Genomic DNA, 18,671 nt, shown 5'->3' with positions numbered 1-18,671 from the left:
AATCATGATGATAATATCGAAAAAGTGGAAGACAATCGTAGCAGCTACCGTTGGTTCATGTCTGATTTGCGTAAGTGCCTATGCGGCTGGGACTGAGAAATCAAGTAAATATAATGCAGAGCCAATTAACGAAGTCGAATTTTATGGGAATCCTGCTTCTTCCATTGCTGCGGGTGTGTCAGTCCCTGCGGGAGCCTCCTATCTATTCACAAGCGGTACCGTGCCGCCCGTTATCAATAAAGAAGGCAAAACCGTATATGAACGCTATGGGGATACGAAAACACAGGGGATAGGCATTCTAAAGGCCATTGAAACGCAATTAAAAGATAAAGGCCTCACACTTGCAGATGTTGCCTATCTTCGTGTCTATGTGACGCCAGATGCAGCCAAAGATGGCAAGTTCGATTATCAGGGCTGGTTTGACGCGTATGCGCAATTTTTTGGAACAGAAGCTAATCCTGTGAAGCCAGCACGTTCTACGGTTGGTATTGCAAGTCTCGTTAGCTCCGATTGGCTGATTGAAATTGAAGCCGTAGCTGTGTATCCAAAGCACCATAACCAAGACTAATGAAACGGAGATGATGTGCCTGTGCTGCAAAATATTGGATTACCTGGACTCATGTTAATTTTAGTCGTTGTATTGGTATTGTTTGGACCGTCTAAGCTGCCTGAACTTGGTCGAGCTGTAGGTCGTACCCTGCATGAATTTAAAAATTCAGCCAGGGAGCTCGTAGGTGAAGGGAAGGAATCCCCTGAGCATCTTGAAGCGCCAGAAAAACGTGTGGAAAAGGTCAACGCATAAGATGACCTGATAACAGATCTTGTTTATTTTCTCTCGGGAGAAAATGGCAGGATCTGTTTTTTTGTGTGCATGCATCGCATCTAAACAAAACACAGGAATTTCTAGAATTTGTACAATTGTTTTGTACAAGGATGTGATAGAGTGTGCTCACGCTCATAATGTAAACCATTTCCATAATCGGGAGGGATAGCTTTTGAAACTTAGCACAAGTGTTGATGTCACCAAGGAGCCCTTTCATCTGAATCATGAGAAATCAAGTCGAAATCAAAATTGGGAGATCTATCATGCCCATTCTTGTATGGAATTCCTCTATGTGTATGAAGGGGTAGGACGTGTGGAAGTGAATAAACGCTGGTACACCATTGAGCCAGGCAGCCTTTTAATTTTCCAACCATTTCAATTGCATCGCATTCAAATCCAAGGTCCCTTTGTGCGATCAATTCTGATGTTTGATCCTTACAGATTGGATACAGCGCTGCGCGCGTTTAGCGGGATTCGCACATGGTATAACACGCTTTGGAAGCATGCGTTAACCGGTCATGTGATCCCTCAGCAACAGCATTTAGCCAAATGTTATGAGCATTTACATAGAAAACTAAGTCGTGTTTCGACGCACAAACAGCAAGAGGAATTTGTCTTATGCTTATTATCTATGCTTCAGCAGCTTGAGCCTTATGAAAGTGAAATTTGCCATACTCAGAAGGAGAGGGCGAAGCTGAGCAGTAATCATACGGCTGGGCAAATCACAGAATGGATCGAAAAGCATTACAAGGATAAATTTGATTTGCAACGCATGTCAGAGGATTTGCATCTCTCCACCTTTTATTTATCTCATGTTTTTCGGCAGTCAACGGGGCGTACGATAACGGAATTTATTATATCCCGCAGATTAAAGGAAGCTTGTCTCTTGCTCGAAACCACTTCGAAATCGGCTAGTTATATCGCTCAGGAGGTGGGCTTTCAGAATGGGTCTTACTTTTCACGTGTGTTTAAGAATATGCTTGGAACGACGCCGAAGTCGTATCGCATGCAGGTATAAAAAGACAGCAACACAGTGCAAGTTCTGAACAATAGCTGAAAACATGTGCACGCGATGATCTTTTATAATTTTATTTGTAAGCGCTATCTAATGGTGACTAAGGAGGAGTAATAATGTTAAAGCTTTTCAAAGATTTGAATGGTAAGGCAGGGGCTGTTGTGCTGCTCTCAACGGTGATTCTGCTTGCAGTTCCAGCAATTGCAGGAGCGGCGACAACCACACTAAGTCCATCAGATGATTCTTATGTGCATGAAGGTAGCCCGACAAGCAATTATGGAACAGCCACTTCGTTGTATGTGAAAAATGACCCAGGTGCATCTCGTTACACGTATCTCAAATATAGTCTCTCGGGCCTTTCAGGTGTAACGAGTGCGAAGCTCCGGATTTATGGCAGCGCCTCCGCGTCAACCGTTCTATCTGCGTATCAAACGACCGATAGCTGGTCGCAATCCGCGATTACCTGGAGCACGAAACCAACGGTTGGCAGCTCAGCAGGTAGTGTTGCCATCAATACGACGACGACGTACAACGAGATTGATGTTACTGCGTATGTGACTGCGCAAGCGGCAGGAGATGGTGTCGTTTCATTTGCACTTCAAGAAAGTGTCGGGAAATATACAACACTGAATAGTAATGAGAATGCTTCGAACAAGCCGCAACTTGTTGTCGTTAGCGGTGGAGGTACAGGTGGGGATACCCAAGCGCCGACAGCGCCTAGTGGATTTAATGGCACAGCGGCTTCCAGCAGCCAAATCAATCTCAGCTGGAGCGCTTCGACAGATAATATGGGTGTAACGGGCTATGATGTGTATCGCAATGGCACGTTCCTGAAGACCGTGACGGGTACTTCCACGAGTGACACGGGTTTAGCAGCGTCTACCTCGTATAGCTACTACGTCAAAGCTAAGGATGCGGCTGGGAATGCTTCAAGCCAAAGCAGCACAATTAATGTGACAACGACTGCGGGAACGCCGCCTAGCGGTTGTACGAATGCACTGACGACAACGGTTGCGATTCAAAATGCGATGAAAAATGCAGTGGCAGGGTCCGTCATTCTGCTTGCCCCAGGTAATTATGTGGGTGATCGTTCGACGAGTGGCGACCCGGGTGGGCAGGGATTATTCTATTCGGACAAAAACGGAACGGCTGCCAATCCGATTGTGCTGAAGAGCTGTGATGCGGCTAATCCAGCTGTGCTCAAGGGTGTGAATGTGAACGATGGCTCCTATGGCATTCATTTAACTGGTAATTATTGGGAGGTCCGAGATATTGAAATCACGCAAGCACAGAAGGGTATCATTATCGACAATGGGAACAACAATTTGTTAAATAATGTAGAAGTTCACAATGTAGGTGATGAAGGTGTCCATTTCCGCGACGGCAGCTCCTACAATACTTTGTCGTACTCGCTTATTTACGATACAGGGTTGTATCAAGCGGGGTATGGGGAAGGTGCGTATGTGGGTTCCGATTCAAGCTCACCATATGAGCATGTTGTAACAGGGAATGTGATTAGTCATACGAATTTCGATGGCGGTATTACAGCAGAGCATATTGATGTGAAGGAAGGTGCCAGCGGAACGATTATTGAGTACTGCACGTTTAATGGTACTGGAATAAGTGGGGCGAATAGTGCTGACAGCTTCGTTGATGTAAAAGGTGTGAATACGATTATTCGCTATAATCAAGGGTATCGGAATGGCAACGCGAACGTTGTAGATGCCTTCCAAGTACGGACGCATGGTTCGGACTATGCGACTGGTGTGAATAATTCGTTTAACAATAATACTGTGAATTTGGACGGTGTGGCAGGATACGTCGTCTATGCAACGAGTGCGGCAACAGGAACCACAGCGACGAATGATGTGCGAACGGGTGGAGGGAATCTGTATAACTCGAATGTGAACAAATAAGGTAGTGGGGAGTCCGAGAGGGCTCCTTTTTGCCGTGTATGACAAGCTAAATATCGACATTCTGTCGTAAGTATGGGATTATGAGGAGAAGAGTTTGGTAACTATTACGCAGGGAGTGAAAGGCATGTCACGCAAGTGGGAAAGAATGGTAAGTAAGAATACGAAAAAGGCAAATCAAACCCGATCTAAACAAGGGATGGCGCCGATTTCAACAGATCCGGATCGTCCGGTCGTGTTTAAAGGAAGAAGCATCCTATTGGCTGCGTTCTTCATCGTAGTTTCGCTCTTCTTGTTATTTACATTGACGAAAACCGAAGGGGATAAAATGTACTGGTATACAACGCTTAGCTACTTGGTAGTCGGCGTACTTATTTATTTCGTGCGGAGACCGTACTTGCGAGTGACCAAGACGAATCTCTCGAAGCGAGGACTGGCCCGAGAATTAGTGCTTGGTGCGGAAAATATTAAAGAGATCGTACATGCACCTGGTCAAATTATCATCGAGCTTACGGGCAAGTCTCCTCGTTGGGTATACAACAAAACGTTGAACCGTTTTGATATTGTGGCGATGGCGTCTAAGCTGAAAAAATTTGCTGAAAACAATAAAATTTCCTTTGTAGATAAAACCGTATAGGTAAGAAGCCTCCAATTCCACTTTTTGTGGGGTTGGGGGCTTTTTTTGTAGAGGCAAATTTACCTTCTGATGTGTCAATAGTGATGTTTTTCATCACTATTGCGTAGAGAATGCCATCGAACACCGTTTATAGTGATGTTTTTCATCACTAAGTCGGTAAGATCACTATCGTTCGCGTGTTTAGTGATGTTTTACATCACAATTGCGTAGAAGTTGCCCTCGATACACGACTATAGTGATGTTATTCATCACTAAAGCGTTGTGTGGCAGAGGGTTTCCGGCGGTGGAGATGCGTGGGAATCGAGAATGATCGTTAAAACAATCCTGAACTTTGAATCGCCGCATAAAATTGGCTGAACTCCTCAATCGTCAACTGTTGCTGGGCATCGGAAAGCGCAGTCGCCGGATTTGGATGGACTTCGACCATGATCCCATCCGCTCCAGCGGCCAAGGCTGCCTTGGCACAAGGTGCGAAAATATCCTTGCGTCCCGTGGAATGGGTCACATCGACCAAGACAGGCAAATGGCTCTCTTGCTTCAGAATTGGAACTGCTGAGATGTCGAGTGTATTTCGCGTCGCCCGCTCATAGGTTCGGATGCCACGTTCAATTAACATCACCTGCGTATTGCCGCGAGATAGGATGTATTCGGCAGCATGCAGGAATTCGTCAAGCGTAGCAGACAGGCCGCGTTTCAAAAGAATGGGAATGCGAACCTCTCCTGCCGCCTTCAGTAGTTCGAAATTGTGCATGTTTCTTGCGCCAATTTGGATCACGTCGATGTATTGGCCCGCGATTTCGATATGGGCGGGATCCACGATTTCGCTGATCGTCTGGAGTCCGAATTCGTCGGCAACATCTTTGAGAATTCGTAAGCCTTCCAAGCCTAGCCCCTGGAAATCATAGGGGGATGTGCGAGGCTTGAAGGCGCCGCCGCGCAGCACAGTCACGCCAGCGCTTTTCATAGCCGCAGCAACTGCGCGTACTTGCTCGTAACTCTCGACCGAGCAGGGACCCGCGATCATGATCGGTTTACCTCCGCCGATGGCGGCCGGACCAAGTTGAATGATGGTGTCTGCTTGTTGCCGCTTACGACTAACGAGCAGCTGTTTCTTGTGAACTGTTTGTTGCAGAGTCAGCGAGGCTTGGAAGATTTGTTTGAAAAGGTGACGAATGGTATCGTCATCGAAAGGGCCTGTATTTCGTGCAACCAAGGCGTCTAGCATTTTCTTTTCGCGTAGCGGGTCGAATTTCGGCACGCCTTGTTTTTCCTTCTCCAGCCCGATCTCTTKGGTAATGCGTGCTCTTTCGGAGAGTAGTTCCCGCAGACTCTCGTTAATTTCATCAATTCGATCTCTTAAGGCATCGATACTTGTGTTCTCCATCTATGTTCACCCTTTGGATTTACATCATATTGGCTTTACCGCTTTGATATTTATGCGCATAAACCAATTTATGTTACAAGGTAGCCGATGTGCAGTTTCTTTCAGTAAAAAGATGTTTATAGAAGTGAATTAGAAATTCTACAACTCATATCCAATGATAGGATCGAACCGGCTTATATAACGGGCATCAGACAAGGAGGCTAGCATACTATTACGTAAGTAGATCAGAATTKGGTTCTCGAGTTGTACCATTCTTCCCATCGACCGAGACATCCGCACGATTCGGTTTGCTCGATCCATACGCTCCTTCTCATATGCTGAAAGTGCAGTCGGGATATCGGGATTTCGGAGGCATCTTGCCAGTACAATGGCATCTTCAATCGCTTGCGCACCTCCCTGTCCCAAATTGGGCATCATCGGATGTGCGGCATCGCCGAGGAGCGTCATCGTGCCTGAACTCCACTTTGGTAATGGGGGGCGGTCAACGATGTCATGGGCCAGAATCGTTGATGCTTCCGTTGCTTCAATAGCAGATGCGATTGGACTATACCAACCGTGAAATTGACGCAGCAGTTCAGATTGTCTCTCTTCTACCGGAGGTAGTTTCCTTGAGGAGCATTAATCGCGGCAAACCAGAAGACACGACCGTTGCCAAGACTTGAGAGACCGAAACGTCTTCCTGGTCCCAAGGCCTCGAAGCCCCCGCCATTAGTTGTGTTGCGGGTCTCCTCCTGATTACACACGCCTCTTAAAGCCATATATCCCGAATAACGGACTGGACTTTGACCAAAAAGCCGTTCTCGTACGGCAGAGTGAAACCCATCGGCACCAATAATGACATCAGCCTTTTCCTGTGTACCGTCTTTGAAAACGGCGATTACTCCTCGATCACTCTGAATCCCATCGATCCATTGTTTATTGGTTTGAATAGGTGTCGTCGCCGTTACTGCTTGCACAAGAATTGCTTGCAAGTCAGCTCTATGAATGACATAGCTTTGCGTTCCGTATAGTGCCGCTTGTTTGGCAGCTGGAAGGCTTGTAATCAGTGTGCCATCCCACCTTCGAATGTCAGCATGAACAACGGGTGCCCCCACGTACCGGATGGCTTCTCCAATGCCAAGCAAATCGAGTGCTTTCATGGCGTTGGCTGCGAGCACAATTCCAGCCCCGGCTTCTCTCAGTGATGATGCCTTGTCGTATACTGAGACTCGCCATCCCTGCTGCTGAAGTGACAATGCTGTACATAATCCACCGATTCCTGCTCCAATTACTATTGCTTTCCGTAACGTTACTGCATCCATATGTATAACCTCCAGCTTCGTTAGATCGCCGCTATACTACGTAGTCTCATCATAAACAATGAGCGCGTTGATGACCACCCACAAAAGTATGCCCGTAGTCATATTCGTTCAGATATAAATGGGTAGTCTCTTTTAGTTGTAGTCATTTTTCTGCTAGATTTGGAATAATAGTTTAGGAGGGGAGAAGAAGGGGGAATACGGGATGCTCACATTAAAATCATGGACKGGTTTATTTCAAAAAGGAACAACAGACATCTACCATACTGTCAAAGTACGGGCGCCTCGCGACTATTTCGACCGGGCAGATGCGTTCTTGGAGGATATTGTGTACACATCACAAGATGAGCTTAGTGGGATTAATAAAACCTTTCTCGTTAAGCTTTTATTTGATAATTTCATGGATCACGTCCGTAAAGGTAAGGATCTGTATACGTATATACTGCAGCTTAGAACTAAATATGGCAGCGTTATAGCAAATGTAAATCCGAATGAACGACCGCCCGCGGGGAGTGTGCCTGGCTTTCAGTGGGGGTTATCTTTTCAGGAGGGACATTCAGAGGGGACTTCTTTTCTAACATTAAACGTAAGATTACACCCAGCCGAGGTAAATCGGATGCGTGTATTTTTCGATGATATGAACTGGAAGCATCATCATCCATTGAATATGGAATTGAATGAGCTGTTGTCGCTGCTTTTTATTGAGTTTATAACGGAGCTTCGGAATGGGTTGTCGGAGCAGACGAAGGAAGAAATCATTGCGGCTATTGTTCATAAATGGGAAGAACAATAGCTCGCTATCTCTATGAGAGAGGTTGTGCGGATGAGCGAACAATGAGCTCAGAAGGCAGCATGATTCTGCGTGATGCATCGCTAGCTTCTCCTTCTATGCGTTCAATTAGTAGTTGCATGCCTAATTTCCCGAATTGGTAAGCTGGTTGTGACGCAACGGTGAGAAATGGATTGATTGCACCTGCTGGTCCGAAGTCGTCGAAACAGACAACAGACATATCCCTTGGTACTTGTAGGCCGCGATGGCGCAGGGATTGGATGACTCCAAGGGCCAGCATATTATTAGCTGCGAAAATAGCGGTAGGGGGATCGTCAAGCTGGAGCAGCTCATGGAGTGCGGTCTCATCGTGGAAATCGCGGTAACCCAGATGGAGCACGAGTGAATCATCGGGGGTTATTCCGCCTAGTTGAAGCGCCTCATTGTAGCCTAAATATCGCAATCTAGCAGTTGAAACATCCTGTGAACCATTAATTAAAGCGATACGCTGATGCCCTTGTACAATCAAATGTTCAACTAGATTGCGTGCGCCTTCTTTGCTGTCGCCAAGGACAACATCCGCATCAATACCCGGGATTTCCCGATCCAATACAACAAATGGAATCTGATGCTTCTGTAATTGCTGTAAATTGTCATGAGAATGATCGCCTGCTGGTGCGAATAAAACGCCATCCACCCATGTAGATAGAATCATATCGACGTAATCTTTCTCTTTCTCATAATCCTCATCACTATTGGCAAAAAGCAATCGATAGCCCGCCTTCTTCGCTGCATCCTCAGCGCCTCGTGCTAAGGTTGTATAGAACGGGTTGGTAATATCCGTGATGAGAAGAGAAATGAGATTCGTCTTCTGGGAAACTAAGCTGCGTGCTAATGCATTAGGAATATAATGGAGCTCTTCCATGACTTTCCGTACTCGCTTACGCGTCTCTTCGCTGATTCGGCCCGTATTATTGATCACTCGGGAAACCGTCATCGCGGAAACACCGGCCTTCTCGGCGATGTCATAGATTGTTATCACGTGTTAATCTCCTTTGCCAGACTGCTATCATTTCATGTATTTCATATTGTATAGAAATAAAGGATTGACAGCAAGACATAAAGTTGTTAATTTTGAGTTATCGGTAACACACACTATTCAAGGAGATGTTGATAAATGTTAAAAGGGATACCTTCCATCCTTTCGCCTGAGTTGCTCAAAGTGTTAATGGAGATGGGGCATGGGGATGAAATCATCTTGGCAGACGGGAATTTCCCGGCAGCCAGTCATGCAAACCGTCTATTACGTTGTGATGGTCATGGAGTACCGGAATTGTTGAAAGCGGTATTATCCTTGTATCCACTTGATACATACAGCGATCAGCCTGTTGCGCTTATGGCTGTTGTTCCTGGAGATCCAGTTGAAACACCGATCTGGGGCGAATACGAGGAGATCATCCGTGAATATGCTACACCAGCTATTACGTATGTAGAACGGTTTGCATTTTATGAGCGCGCAAAGAAAGCTTATGCCATCGTGGCTACGAGTGAAAAGGCGCTGTATGCCAATATTATTTTAAAAAAGGGCGTAATTAGTTAATAATTGAATTATCGATAACTCTTAGGTAATAGAACCGTATTCATACTCAAAAAGAAACGAGGTTACATTATGTCAACTGCATCCCTTAACTCGAAAAGACCAATTGGTAATACGGGCTTGTTTGTCTCTCCGCTCTGTGTTGGTGGAGCTCCACTTGGTGATATGCCGGAAATCTTTACTTTTAATGCGCCAGAGGAAACAGCTTTGGACACAATTCGCGCTGCCTTTGCAAGCTCGATTAACTTTCTCGACACTGCTGCTGCCTATGGTGAAGGCGAGAGTGAGCGTCGCATTGGCAAGGTAATTAAAGAGAACGGTGGATTACCGTCGGGTTTTGTACTTGCCACCAAAGCAGACCGTTGTTTACGGACTGGAGATTTCAGCGGAGATCAAATAAAAAAATCCATTGAAGAAAGTCTCATTCGATTAGGGCTAGATCGTCTGCAATATGTCTATATCCATGACCCGGAGCATTCCACCTTTGAAAATATTATGGGAGCAGGTGGGCCGCTTGAGGTGCTGAAAAACTTCAAGGAACAGGGGATCATAGATCATATTGGCATATCTGGAGGCCCCATCGACATGCTAATTCGTTATGTAGAGACAGGGGAGTTTAGCGCCGTTGAGACCCACAATCGCTATACATTGCTCAATCGCTCAGCGGAGCCGTTGCTTGATATCGCCAATCAATTGGGGGTTGCTGTCATTAACGCAGCACCTTATGGCAGCGGAATATTAGCAAAAGGGCCGGATGCTTACGCGCGTTATGCGTATAGTGAGGCACCTCCTTTGTTAATTGAACGTGCAAGATCCTTCATGAAAATCTGCCAGGAATATGATGTACCCCTTGCCGCTGCTGCACTCCAATTCTCCATGCGTGACTCCCGCGTCGCTAGTACTGTCGTTGGCATGAGCAAGCCGGAACGAGTAGCACAGACGTTGGAGCTCGCCAATTATCCAATTCCATTAGAGCTTTGGCCAGCACTGGACGGCATTGAATATTCGACTGAGGATCCTGAAGCAGAGAGATTCTCATAAAGGAGATAAGTATCGATGAATGAAATTTACMAATTTGATGAAATTGCTAGACTTCCATTACCTGGCGATAACTGTGCCGTTGCAACTCGAAATTTGGACGCTGGCACCGTTATTCATTTTGAAGGCGAAACTTTGGTCATAGATTATACTGTTTTGGAAGGTCATCGGTTTGCTGTGAAGACAATAAATCCCGGTGTTGAACTGCTTTCTTGGGAAATGCCGTTTGGAGTGGCTCTGCAAGAGATTCAGCCTGGTCAATATGTGATCAATGAAGCGGTATTGGAAGCACTTAGCGGGCGTCAGCTGAAATTCACTCTGCCTGCACAGCCTAATTTTTCGGATCAAATTCCTCCATTTGTTTTTGCTGAGGAGAATTTTAAGCCTGCTCCGGCATCACCCATGTACGCGCAAACTCGTACTTTTATGGGTTATCGTCGCAGTGAAACTCGTGGCGTTGGTACCCGTAACCACATCGTGGTATTAGGCACCACCTCTCGTACGGGTAGCTATTCGAAGCAGCTTGCCGCTCGACTACAAGGTGAACTGAAGAATTATCCCAATATTGATGGCATTGTACCTGTGGCGCATACGGAGGGTAGCACGGATAAGCTTAATAACCTGGATTTACTACTGAGGACGCTCGCCGGTTTTATTGTGAACCCTAACGTGGGTGCAGTCTTGGTAGTTGATTATGGCAATGAACCGGTAACCAATAAGATGGTGGAAGCATATTTGCGAGAACACAGCTACCCGATCGATAATGTGTTGCATAAGTTTGTGTCGCTCGAAGGTGGCTTTGAACAGAATCTGGCTCAAGGCGAAGAAGTCATAAAGGACTGGCTGCCTACTGTTAATGCCATGCAACGGACGGAGGAATCCATTAGTCACCTGAAGATTGGACTGCAATGCGGTGGCTCGGACGCTTTTTCTGGTATTTCAGCGAACCCGCTGCTGGGTTGGATTTCAGAAGAATTGGTACGCTACGGCGGAGCTGCCAGCATAGCCGAAACCGATGAATTAATTGGCGCGGAACCCTATATTCTGTCAAAGGTTCGTAACTTTGAAACCGCAAATAAATTCCTAGAACTCGTGAACCGTTTCAAAGAGCGCACGTCTTGGCACGGTGCTAGTGCAGAAGGAAATCCATCCGGTGGTAATATATTTCGCGGCCTTTATAACATTTATCTCAAATCCATTGGTGCTGCTCGTAAGAAAGATCCGATCACTCGCCTCGATTATGCCACAGAATACGGGGAGCTCATGAAAGATGGCGGATACTATTTCATGGATAGTCCTGGCAACGACCTCGAGAGCATCGCCGGACAGGTGGCTGCAGGCTGTAATATGATCTTCTTTACGACGGGGAACGGCTCGATCACCAATTTCCCTTACGTGCCGACGGTCAAAGTCGTCACGACGACGCGCCGCTACCAATTGCTGAATAATGATATGGATGTCAACGCTGGTAAATTTCTGGAAGGCGTGTCCATGGATGAGCTCGGCAAAGAGGTCTTCGAACTGACTATCCAAACAGCTTCTGGTCAGCGCAGTGTCGGCGAGAAGGCGGGTCATTCCCAGGTGCAGATCTGGCGCAATTGGCAGCAAAACGATGCAAGTCAGCTGGAGTTATTGCTCCATCCTTATAAGCCAACGGGAGAGCCTATTGAGATTCTAGAGGATTCAGATGTCAGTAATAGCTCATTTCAATTCTCCTTCACACGTCATCAAAACCGCCAGGCCAGCGACAACATCGGCTTAATTTTGCCGACCAGTCTCTGTGCTGGACAGGTAGCAAATATGATAACGCAAAAGCTGAATAAACAGGGTGTTGGGCAACCCGAGGTCTCACGTTATGTGGCTTTGGCGCATACAGAAGGCTGCGGCAATTCAGGAGGCCAAGCAGAAAAGTTGTATGCCCGCACGATGATCGGTTACATCACTCATCCGATGGTGAAACATTGTTTGCTGCTGGAGCATGGCTGTGAGAAAACCCATAACGACTATATGCATCATCTGATGGAAGAGATGGGTGTTGAAACGAGCCGCCTCGGTTTTGCGAGTATTCAGCTTGATGGCGGAATTACGAAGGTGACGCAGAAGGTAGAAGCGTGGTTTGCCGATCAAGTGGCAGCAGCTGGAGCAACTGAGAAGGAGACAGTCGGTCTGGAAGGACTGCGTATTGGCATCATAAGCGATGGTTCCATCTCCGATGATGAAGGAGAACAACTGGTGAAGCTGACCAAGATGATAGTTGGCGCTGGTGGCTTAGTGGTTATTCCTGCGAACAGCGATCTGCTTTCCACGGCTTCTTATAGCCGAAATATATTGACTTCGTCCGATGTCCTGCCGTCAATTGCCTATGGGGAGCATGTCCGTCGCAATGGCTTCCACATCATGGAGACCCCGACGGAGCATTGGGTGGAGACGGTTACTGGCTTAGCTGCCACGGGTGTAGAATTAATTATAGCGCTTGTCGGTAATCGTCCGATGCAGACGCATCCGTTCGTTCCTATGCTGCAAATATCATCGGAAACGGAAATGCTGCAAAACAATGACAATGATCTAGATTTGCTGCTCAGTGGAGATACGAATGAGTGGACGAACAGGATTCTTGAGCGCGTCAAGCAAGTCATTGAGCATACCTATACACCTCGTCTCTACCAGCAGGGTAATGTTGATTTCCAATTAACACGTGGCTTCTTAGGTGTTTCGTTGTGATATAAATTTGGAATTAGAATCTGAGGTATGGAAAAAGCCACTCTCAACGTTGGTTGGGGGTGGCTCTTTATTGTCAACTGTCCAAGTTAGATTCTTCGATCCAATTGATCCGTTTCGTAATCAGGTCAGCTAGCGTAGCCTCTGCGGCCGAAAACTCCTTTTGCAACTGTGAAACGACAGGGCGAATTTTATTCATGGCTGAAAGCGTTTGGCTCTGAGAATTCGTGATCCGACCTTGTACAATCCAGTCTGCAATGAGGCCATCAAACCAATAGTCAGCCATTTTCAGCGTGTTGCTGATATCAATTTCAATTTGAAAACTCCGATTCAAGTCGTTTAGTTCGTCACGAAAATTGAGGATCTGGTGATTAGCCTGATGAATAAACTGTTTGGCATCATCCACATGCGTATGCTTTGCATGGGTGCTAATCAAGCCGCCGCCACCCCATAAGTCCCATTTCCCCCAATTTTCTGCCTTCTCTAGACTATTGGAAGCGTCTGTCAAGGAAGCTAGAACAAGCTTTCCAGCAGTCAGCGCTTCTTGCAGTTCTTTGACCAAAAGCTTCTGATCATCGATGTTGTCGTCCATTCGTTCAAGCTCTCTAGATAATAGCGGTGCGTTAAAGAGCGCGGCTTCCTTCACTGTCATTAGCTTCTTATAGTCGTCTGCGGCGCGTTGATAGTTGGCGAGGTCATCACCGACTTGAATCAAAGCATTCTGTGCATCCAGAAGTGCCTGTTTGGCAGTTTCTAATTGAAGAGCAGCGTTAAGGACTTGTTGCCGTTCCATTTCAAGTTGCTCGGATTTACTGCGAAGAATCGTGTGGAATAAATTTGCAAGTGACATTCGCGTTAATCGCTCTACATCTGCCTGCTCTGATTCCAGTTGTAACTCAAGCCGTCCTATGAGACGTTCCTGCTCATATACTCTATTCAGAAGATCTTCTCTTTTGCGTTTTGCTTTATGCAGACGAAACATCCGTTCTTTCGCAACCCTCAATTGAAGGTTAAGATTATCTGGCATCTTCTTCCCTCGTTTCCCAGCATTTGTTAGATGGATCCCTTTTTCAATACGTGCGTAACGGTCGGGGGTTTCGGAAATTCTTACATATACAATATGTGACTTCAGTATGGTATAATTCATACTTTGTAAGTTTAGAGAGAAATAGGAGAAATCATATGATTACCAAACAACTTTCACCACTTGTTCAAACGTTAGATTTGAAACCGCACCCTGAGGGTGGATGGTACAAAGAGCTATGGAAAGCCTCATTCGAAATCCCTAAAGAAGTACTCCATGCAGCCTACTCGGGTTCGCGATACGCAGCAACTTCGATCTATTTCCTGCTTCACCCAGATGAATTTTCGGAATGGCACACGGTATTGTCCGACGAGTTATGGTTATGGCACTCGGGCAGCCCGATCGTGCTTACCTTAGGAGGAACGAGCGAGCAGCCGAAAGCGACACAGGAGATTATTCTAGGTCCTGATGTACTGAACGGTCAGCATCCACAGGCTCTTGTCCCAGCACATGTATGGCAAATGGCGCGACCGCTAGGCGATGAACCCGTTCTGGTTTCCTGTGTCGTTGCACCGGGGTTCCATTATGATGATTTCAGATTAATTAAGAGATGATAGATAGATAGATAGATAGATAGATAGATAGATAGATAGATAGATTTTGCTAAGTGCCAAGTAATTTGGTATCTTGAAGATAAGAATGATTTTAAGCGTAAAGCATACGCCGCTAGCTCTTTTTTGGAGCTGGCGGCGTTTTATTATCTTCTAAATGTGGAAAGCTTGTAGGCTTTCCGCCATTCGCACGCTAGCGCACAAATATTGTGCGCAAGGAGAGTGTCCCCGTCGGCGACAGCACGCTAGCGCACAAATATTGTGCGCAAGGAGAGTGTCCCCGTCGGCGACCGCACGCTAGCGCACAAATATTGTGCGCAACGGGATTATCCCCGTCGGTGACCGCACGCTAGCGCACAAATATTGTGCGCAACGGGATTATCCCCGTCGGCGACAGCACGCTAGCGCACAAATATTGTGCGCAAGGAGAGTGTCCCCGTCGGCGACAGCACGCTAGCGCACAAATATTGTGCGCAAGGAGAGTATCCTGTCGGCGACAGTACGCTAGCGCACAAATATTGTGCGCAAGGAGAGTGTCCCCGTCGGCGACCGCACGCTAGCGCACAAATATTGTGCGCAAGGGGATTATCCCGGTCGGCGACAGCACGCTAGCGCACAAATATTGTGCGCAAGGGGATTATCCCGGTCGGCGACAGCACGCTAGCGCACAAATATTGTGCGCAAGGGGATTATCCCGGTCGGCGACAGCACGCTAGCGCACAATTATTGTGCGCAAGGAGAGTGTCCCCGTCGGCGATCGCACGCTAGCGCACAAAACGCCAGCGCCCGTACAACTCGAATAAATCGCCATCCACACATCCCACACAATAAACGTAATAAAACACATATTCACATCGATTGTTGTACAATAAAATGGAGTTATGGCAAGTAAATGAACGAGGTGGCAGCATGGTTAATATTTTGGTTGTAGATGATGAGCCGATGATTTGCAAGGGTGTTGCGACGATTTTGAAGCAGTCCAAGTTGGACATTAACGAGGTATTCATCGCGTATAACGGGTTTGAGGCGCTGGATTTTATACATTTGGAGAAAATTGACCTTGTTTTTACAGATATTCAGATGGAGAAAATGAATGGGATCGAGTTGATCGAGAACATTTTCTTAGAGGATCCTTCGATTCCGATTGTGATTTTGTCGGCGCATGGTGAGTTTGAGTATGCACAGAAAGCGATCCGTTTTGGAGCGAAAGAGTATTTGGTAAAGCCGATTACGCCGCCGCATCTCATTTCCGTTGTGACCAAGCTGTTGAAGGAAAAGGAAGAGAAAGGTCAGCGCTTCGCGAATTGGGAAGGCTCGCGTTCCCTGCCTGGGCACATGACGCATGAGACGAATTATTATTTGAATGAATTGGTGACAGGAACGATCCATGAGTCCGAGGTTCCTACAATAAAAGAGACACTGGATAATCGCATGAATGGCACGTATTTTAGCATATTGACTATTAAATTATCATTAGAACGTGGCGGTATTCATGATCAGGAAATATCCACGTTGAAGGATCGCAGTTTGTTGAAATACGCAGCGTTGAACATTATGGAGGAAACTGCGAGTCAGTGGAGCCATCTTGTTTTTAATAATCATAACTCGACCTTCACCTTGCTGCTGCAAATTACGGAAGAGGAAAGCCGTGGCTCGATGCGTGTGAACCAGCTTTTGATGGTGGCTCAAATGATTCATACGAATCTGCTGAAATACTTGAATGTAAAGAGTCTTATCGGCATCAGTCGCATCCATGAGGGCATAACGCAGTGGCCAGTGATGTATAAAGAAGCACTCGAGAGCCTAACTTGTTGTGAAAGCAATAAAGGTCACTATATGTTCTATATTGAGGATAAAGACAGCATCAATCAGGATCCCGAATTAACCATAACTGGCGTAGATGAGGCGAACAACCGAATCGTATATGAGACCAAAGTGTACATAGAGGGTCATTTCTGCGATAAAGGGTTGAAGCTGCAGGATATCGCAGATGCGGTGCATTTAAGTCCGAATTATTTGAGCTATTTGTTCAAAAAAGTGATGGGCACGAACATCTGGGACTATGTCACGAAGCTGCGGATGGAAGAAGGGAAGCGTCTCATTCTGACGACGGATAAACGGCGCTACGAGATTTCCGAAGAAATCGGGTACGAATCACCGGAACATTTTAGCAAAATTTTCAAAAAACATTTCGGTATTAATATCTCGGAAGTGAAGCAAACAGGTGCGTAACATACGACATACTTAGCGTAATACGACACATCGCCCTTGCCTTGAACTCCCCTTATAATCAAAAATGTAGCAACTACAAGTGAATGCGATTCGAAAGGGGAACCAAACATGAGAGCAAAGAAAGCGTCTACAATGAGTGCGATTGCTTTAACGGTATTGATAGCGGGGTGCAGTTCCGGCAATGGAACATCAAGCACGACAAGCCCAGCTCCAGCGGCAAAAGAATCCACGCCAGCTGCTGCAACAGCTGCACCTGTTGCCAAGAAAGTAACGATTACAGCTCAAAGCTTTAAAGCCGATCAAAAAGAGAAGAATGATCAGTTAGATCAGCGTATTGCTCGTTTTAAAACCAAATTCCCGAATGCTGATTTCAAAAAGGACGACTGGCAGTACAATCCGCTCGAAATCGGGATCAAAATGGCTTCGAACAGTGCGCCAACCGAGTATACGACGTATGCAACGGAAGGCAAAGTGCTTGTCGATAAGAAATGGGTCGCAGACATTACCGATTCCATGACTTCATGGGCACATGCCAAGGATATGAATGATCTACTTTCTAAACCTTTTGTCGTAAATGGGAAAACATACGGTGTGCCGATTGATGGTTACGTCATGACGATCACGTTGAATAAAAAGCTGTTCAAAGAGAAAGGCGTAGACTTGCCGCCAATGGATTGGACTTGGGATGATCTGCTGGCAGCAGCTCGCAAAATCAATGATCCAGCGAAGGGGATTGCAGGCTTTATTCCTATGGGTAAAGGGCCGGAAGCGGGCTGGAACTGGACGAATTTCCTGTATGCTGCAGGTGGCGATGTACAGAAACTAGATAATGGTAAAGTAGTCGGCGTGTTCAATTCGGACGCTGGTTTGCAAGCGCTTGAATTCTACAAGAAGCTGAAGGATGAGAACCTGATCCCGCAGAACTGGGCACTTGGTTATGGCGACGCTTTGAATGCATTTGCTCAAGGGCGTGGCGCGATGGTTATGTGTGGCAGCGGTAACGCAGCGGATACGGCGATTAACGAAGGCGGCATCAGTAAGGATGATCTCGTTGTGTATCCTATGCCTTCATTTACGAAAGGCGGCAAACATACGGGCGTACTTGGCGGTAACTATCGTGTTATTAATCCGAAGAGCGATAAAGATCAACAAGAAATGGCGTTCAAATGGATTACGGATGAGTACTTTACAGACGATTTCTTGAACTCCACGAAGAAAGAAATCGAAGATCGTAAAGGTAAGAACCGCGTTTACATTCCACAACCGATCAACTACTGGAAAGATTCCTCGGATTTCGGTAAAAAGTATACAGATCTCTTAACGAAGTACGATAACGTGTTCAAATACGACCCACAATTGCTCGCTCTATGGGATGGTAAGCCAGAAGCGCAATACGAAGCTCAAAAGTTCTATACAGAAATGGCGAATGTTATTCAAAAAGTATTTACGACGAAAGATGTAGACTTGAAAAAAGCACTGTCTGAAGCCGCGACCAAAGTGCAAACGGAAACGTTTGACAAAGTGAAGGTCGAATAGGCAAGCCTAACTTACTTCTACCTGCGGCCGCTTATTCTGGAGTGGCTGTAGGTAGAGGTTTTCTCACTATAAGGAG

Annotated in this window: 17 protein-coding genes; 12 read left to right on the top strand and 5 right to left on the bottom strand. The window is 46.3% G+C overall.

The annotated features are described in order from the left end of the window. Nucleotides 1-4 precede the first annotated feature (4 nt). The 5 genes from AB4114_RS21920 (at nt 5) to AB4114_RS21900 (ending at nt 4,388) form a co-directional block, all read left to right on the top strand. On the top strand, nt 5-568 hold the full coding sequence (locus AB4114_RS21920) for a RidA family protein (RefSeq protein ID WP_441990358.1): 564 nt from the start codon (nt 5-7) through the stop codon (nt 566-568). Between the two features lie 21 nt (nt 569-589). After that, nucleotides 590-802, top strand: a complete 213-nt coding sequence (tatA, locus tag AB4114_RS21915) for a twin-arginine translocase TatA/TatE family subunit (protein ID WP_441990357.1) — start codon at nt 590-592, stop codon at nt 800-802. Nucleotides 803-995: 193 nt separating this feature from the next. Then, a complete protein-coding gene (locus AB4114_RS21910) occupies nt 996-1,841 on the top strand; it encodes a helix-turn-helix domain-containing protein (RefSeq protein ID WP_441990356.1) in 846 nt (281 codons plus the stop codon). A gap of 113 nt (nt 1,842-1,954) precedes the next feature. Beyond that, entirely contained in the window at nt 1,955-3,754 is a 1,800-nt protein-coding gene (locus tag AB4114_RS21905) for a CBM96 family carbohydrate-binding protein (protein WP_441990355.1), read from the top strand. 124 nt (nt 3,755-3,878) lie between these two features. Continuing rightward, complete coding sequence (locus AB4114_RS21900; protein ID WP_441990354.1) at nt 3,879-4,388, top strand: hypothetical protein; 510 nt, start codon at nt 3,879-3,881, stop codon at nt 4,386-4,388. Nucleotides 4,389-4,701: 313 nt separating this feature from the next. Here AB4114_RS21900 and AB4114_RS21895 read toward each other — a convergent pair whose 3' ends face one another. From AB4114_RS21895 to AB4114_RS21885, 3 genes are all read right to left on the bottom strand, one after another. Beyond that, nucleotides 4,702-5,772, bottom strand: coding sequence for a bifunctional 3-deoxy-7-phosphoheptulonate synthase/chorismate mutase (locus tag AB4114_RS21895; protein ID WP_441990353.1), 1,071 nt, complete (start codon nt 5,770-5,772; stop codon nt 4,702-4,704). A 138-nt stretch (nt 5,773-5,910) separates the two neighbouring features. After that, nucleotides 5,911-6,219, bottom strand: a complete 309-nt coding sequence (locus AB4114_RS21890) for an FAD-dependent monooxygenase (RefSeq protein WP_441990352.1) — start codon at nt 6,217-6,219, stop codon at nt 5,911-5,913. 143 nt (nt 6,220-6,362) lie between these two features. Next, nucleotides 6,363-7,073 (bottom strand): FAD-dependent monooxygenase, encoded by a 711-nt coding sequence (locus tag AB4114_RS21885; RefSeq protein ID WP_441990351.1) that lies wholly within the window; start codon nt 7,071-7,073, stop codon nt 6,363-6,365. 202 nt (nt 7,074-7,275) lie between these two features. On the opposite strand from AB4114_RS21885, the gene AB4114_RS21880 reads away from it, so the two are divergent. Beyond that, on the top strand, nt 7,276-7,863 hold the full coding sequence (locus tag AB4114_RS21880) for a hypothetical protein (RefSeq protein WP_441990350.1): 588 nt from the start codon (nt 7,276-7,278) through the stop codon (nt 7,861-7,863). A 10-nt stretch (nt 7,864-7,873) separates the two neighbouring features. Here AB4114_RS21880 and AB4114_RS21875 read toward each other — a convergent pair whose 3' ends face one another. After that, nucleotides 7,874-8,881 (bottom strand): LacI family DNA-binding transcriptional regulator, encoded by a 1,008-nt coding sequence (locus AB4114_RS21875; RefSeq protein ID WP_441990349.1) that lies wholly within the window; start codon nt 8,879-8,881, stop codon nt 7,874-7,876. Nucleotides 8,882-9,016: 135 nt separating this feature from the next. Between AB4114_RS21875 and fucU the strand changes: the two genes are divergently transcribed. The 3 genes from fucU (at nt 9,017) to AB4114_RS21860 (ending at nt 13,195) form a co-directional block, all read left to right on the top strand. After that, entirely contained in the window at nt 9,017-9,439 is a 423-nt protein-coding gene (gene fucU / locus AB4114_RS21870; RefSeq protein WP_441990348.1) for an L-fucose mutarotase, read from the top strand. 69 nt (nt 9,440-9,508) lie between these two features. Beyond that, complete coding sequence (locus tag AB4114_RS21865) at nt 9,509-10,477, top strand: aldo/keto reductase (protein WP_441990347.1); 969 nt, start codon at nt 9,509-9,511, stop codon at nt 10,475-10,477. 15 nt (nt 10,478-10,492) lie between these two features. Beyond that, on the top strand, nt 10,493-13,195 hold the full coding sequence (locus AB4114_RS21860) for a UxaA family hydrolase (protein ID WP_441990346.1): 2,703 nt from the start codon (nt 10,493-10,495) through the stop codon (nt 13,193-13,195). Nucleotides 13,196-13,268: 73 nt separating this feature from the next. Here the strand turns inward: AB4114_RS21860 and AB4114_RS21855 are convergent, their stop codons facing one another. Then, a complete protein-coding gene (locus AB4114_RS21855) occupies nt 13,269-14,219 on the bottom strand; it encodes a hypothetical protein (RefSeq protein ID WP_441990345.1) in 951 nt (316 codons plus the stop codon). Between the two features lie 158 nt (nt 14,220-14,377). Between AB4114_RS21855 and AB4114_RS21850 the strand changes: the two genes are divergently transcribed. From AB4114_RS21850 to AB4114_RS21840, 3 genes are all read left to right on the top strand, one after another. Then, entirely contained in the window at nt 14,378-14,830 is a 453-nt protein-coding gene (locus tag AB4114_RS21850; RefSeq protein ID WP_236291122.1) for a cupin domain-containing protein, read from the top strand. A 906-nt stretch (nt 14,831-15,736) separates the two neighbouring features. Beyond that, the gene (locus AB4114_RS21845) at nt 15,737-17,059 is read left to right on the top strand and encodes a response regulator (protein ID WP_441990344.1); all 1,323 of its coding nucleotides are present in this window, start codon (nt 15,737-15,739) and stop codon (nt 17,057-17,059) included. 108 nt (nt 17,060-17,167) lie between these two features. Next, entirely contained in the window at nt 17,168-18,595 is a 1,428-nt protein-coding gene (locus AB4114_RS21840; protein WP_171635136.1) for an ABC transporter substrate-binding protein, read from the top strand. Nucleotides 18,596-18,671 lie beyond the last annotated feature (76 nt).

Origin of the sequence: Paenibacillus sp. 2RAB27 (genome assembly GCF_052115445.1) — a bacterium.
Lineage (GTDB): Bacteria > Bacillota > Bacilli > Paenibacillales > NBRC-103111 > Paenibacillus_E.
Note: the sequence above shows the minus strand (reverse complement) of the source record. Positions and strands in the feature narration are given on the sequence as shown.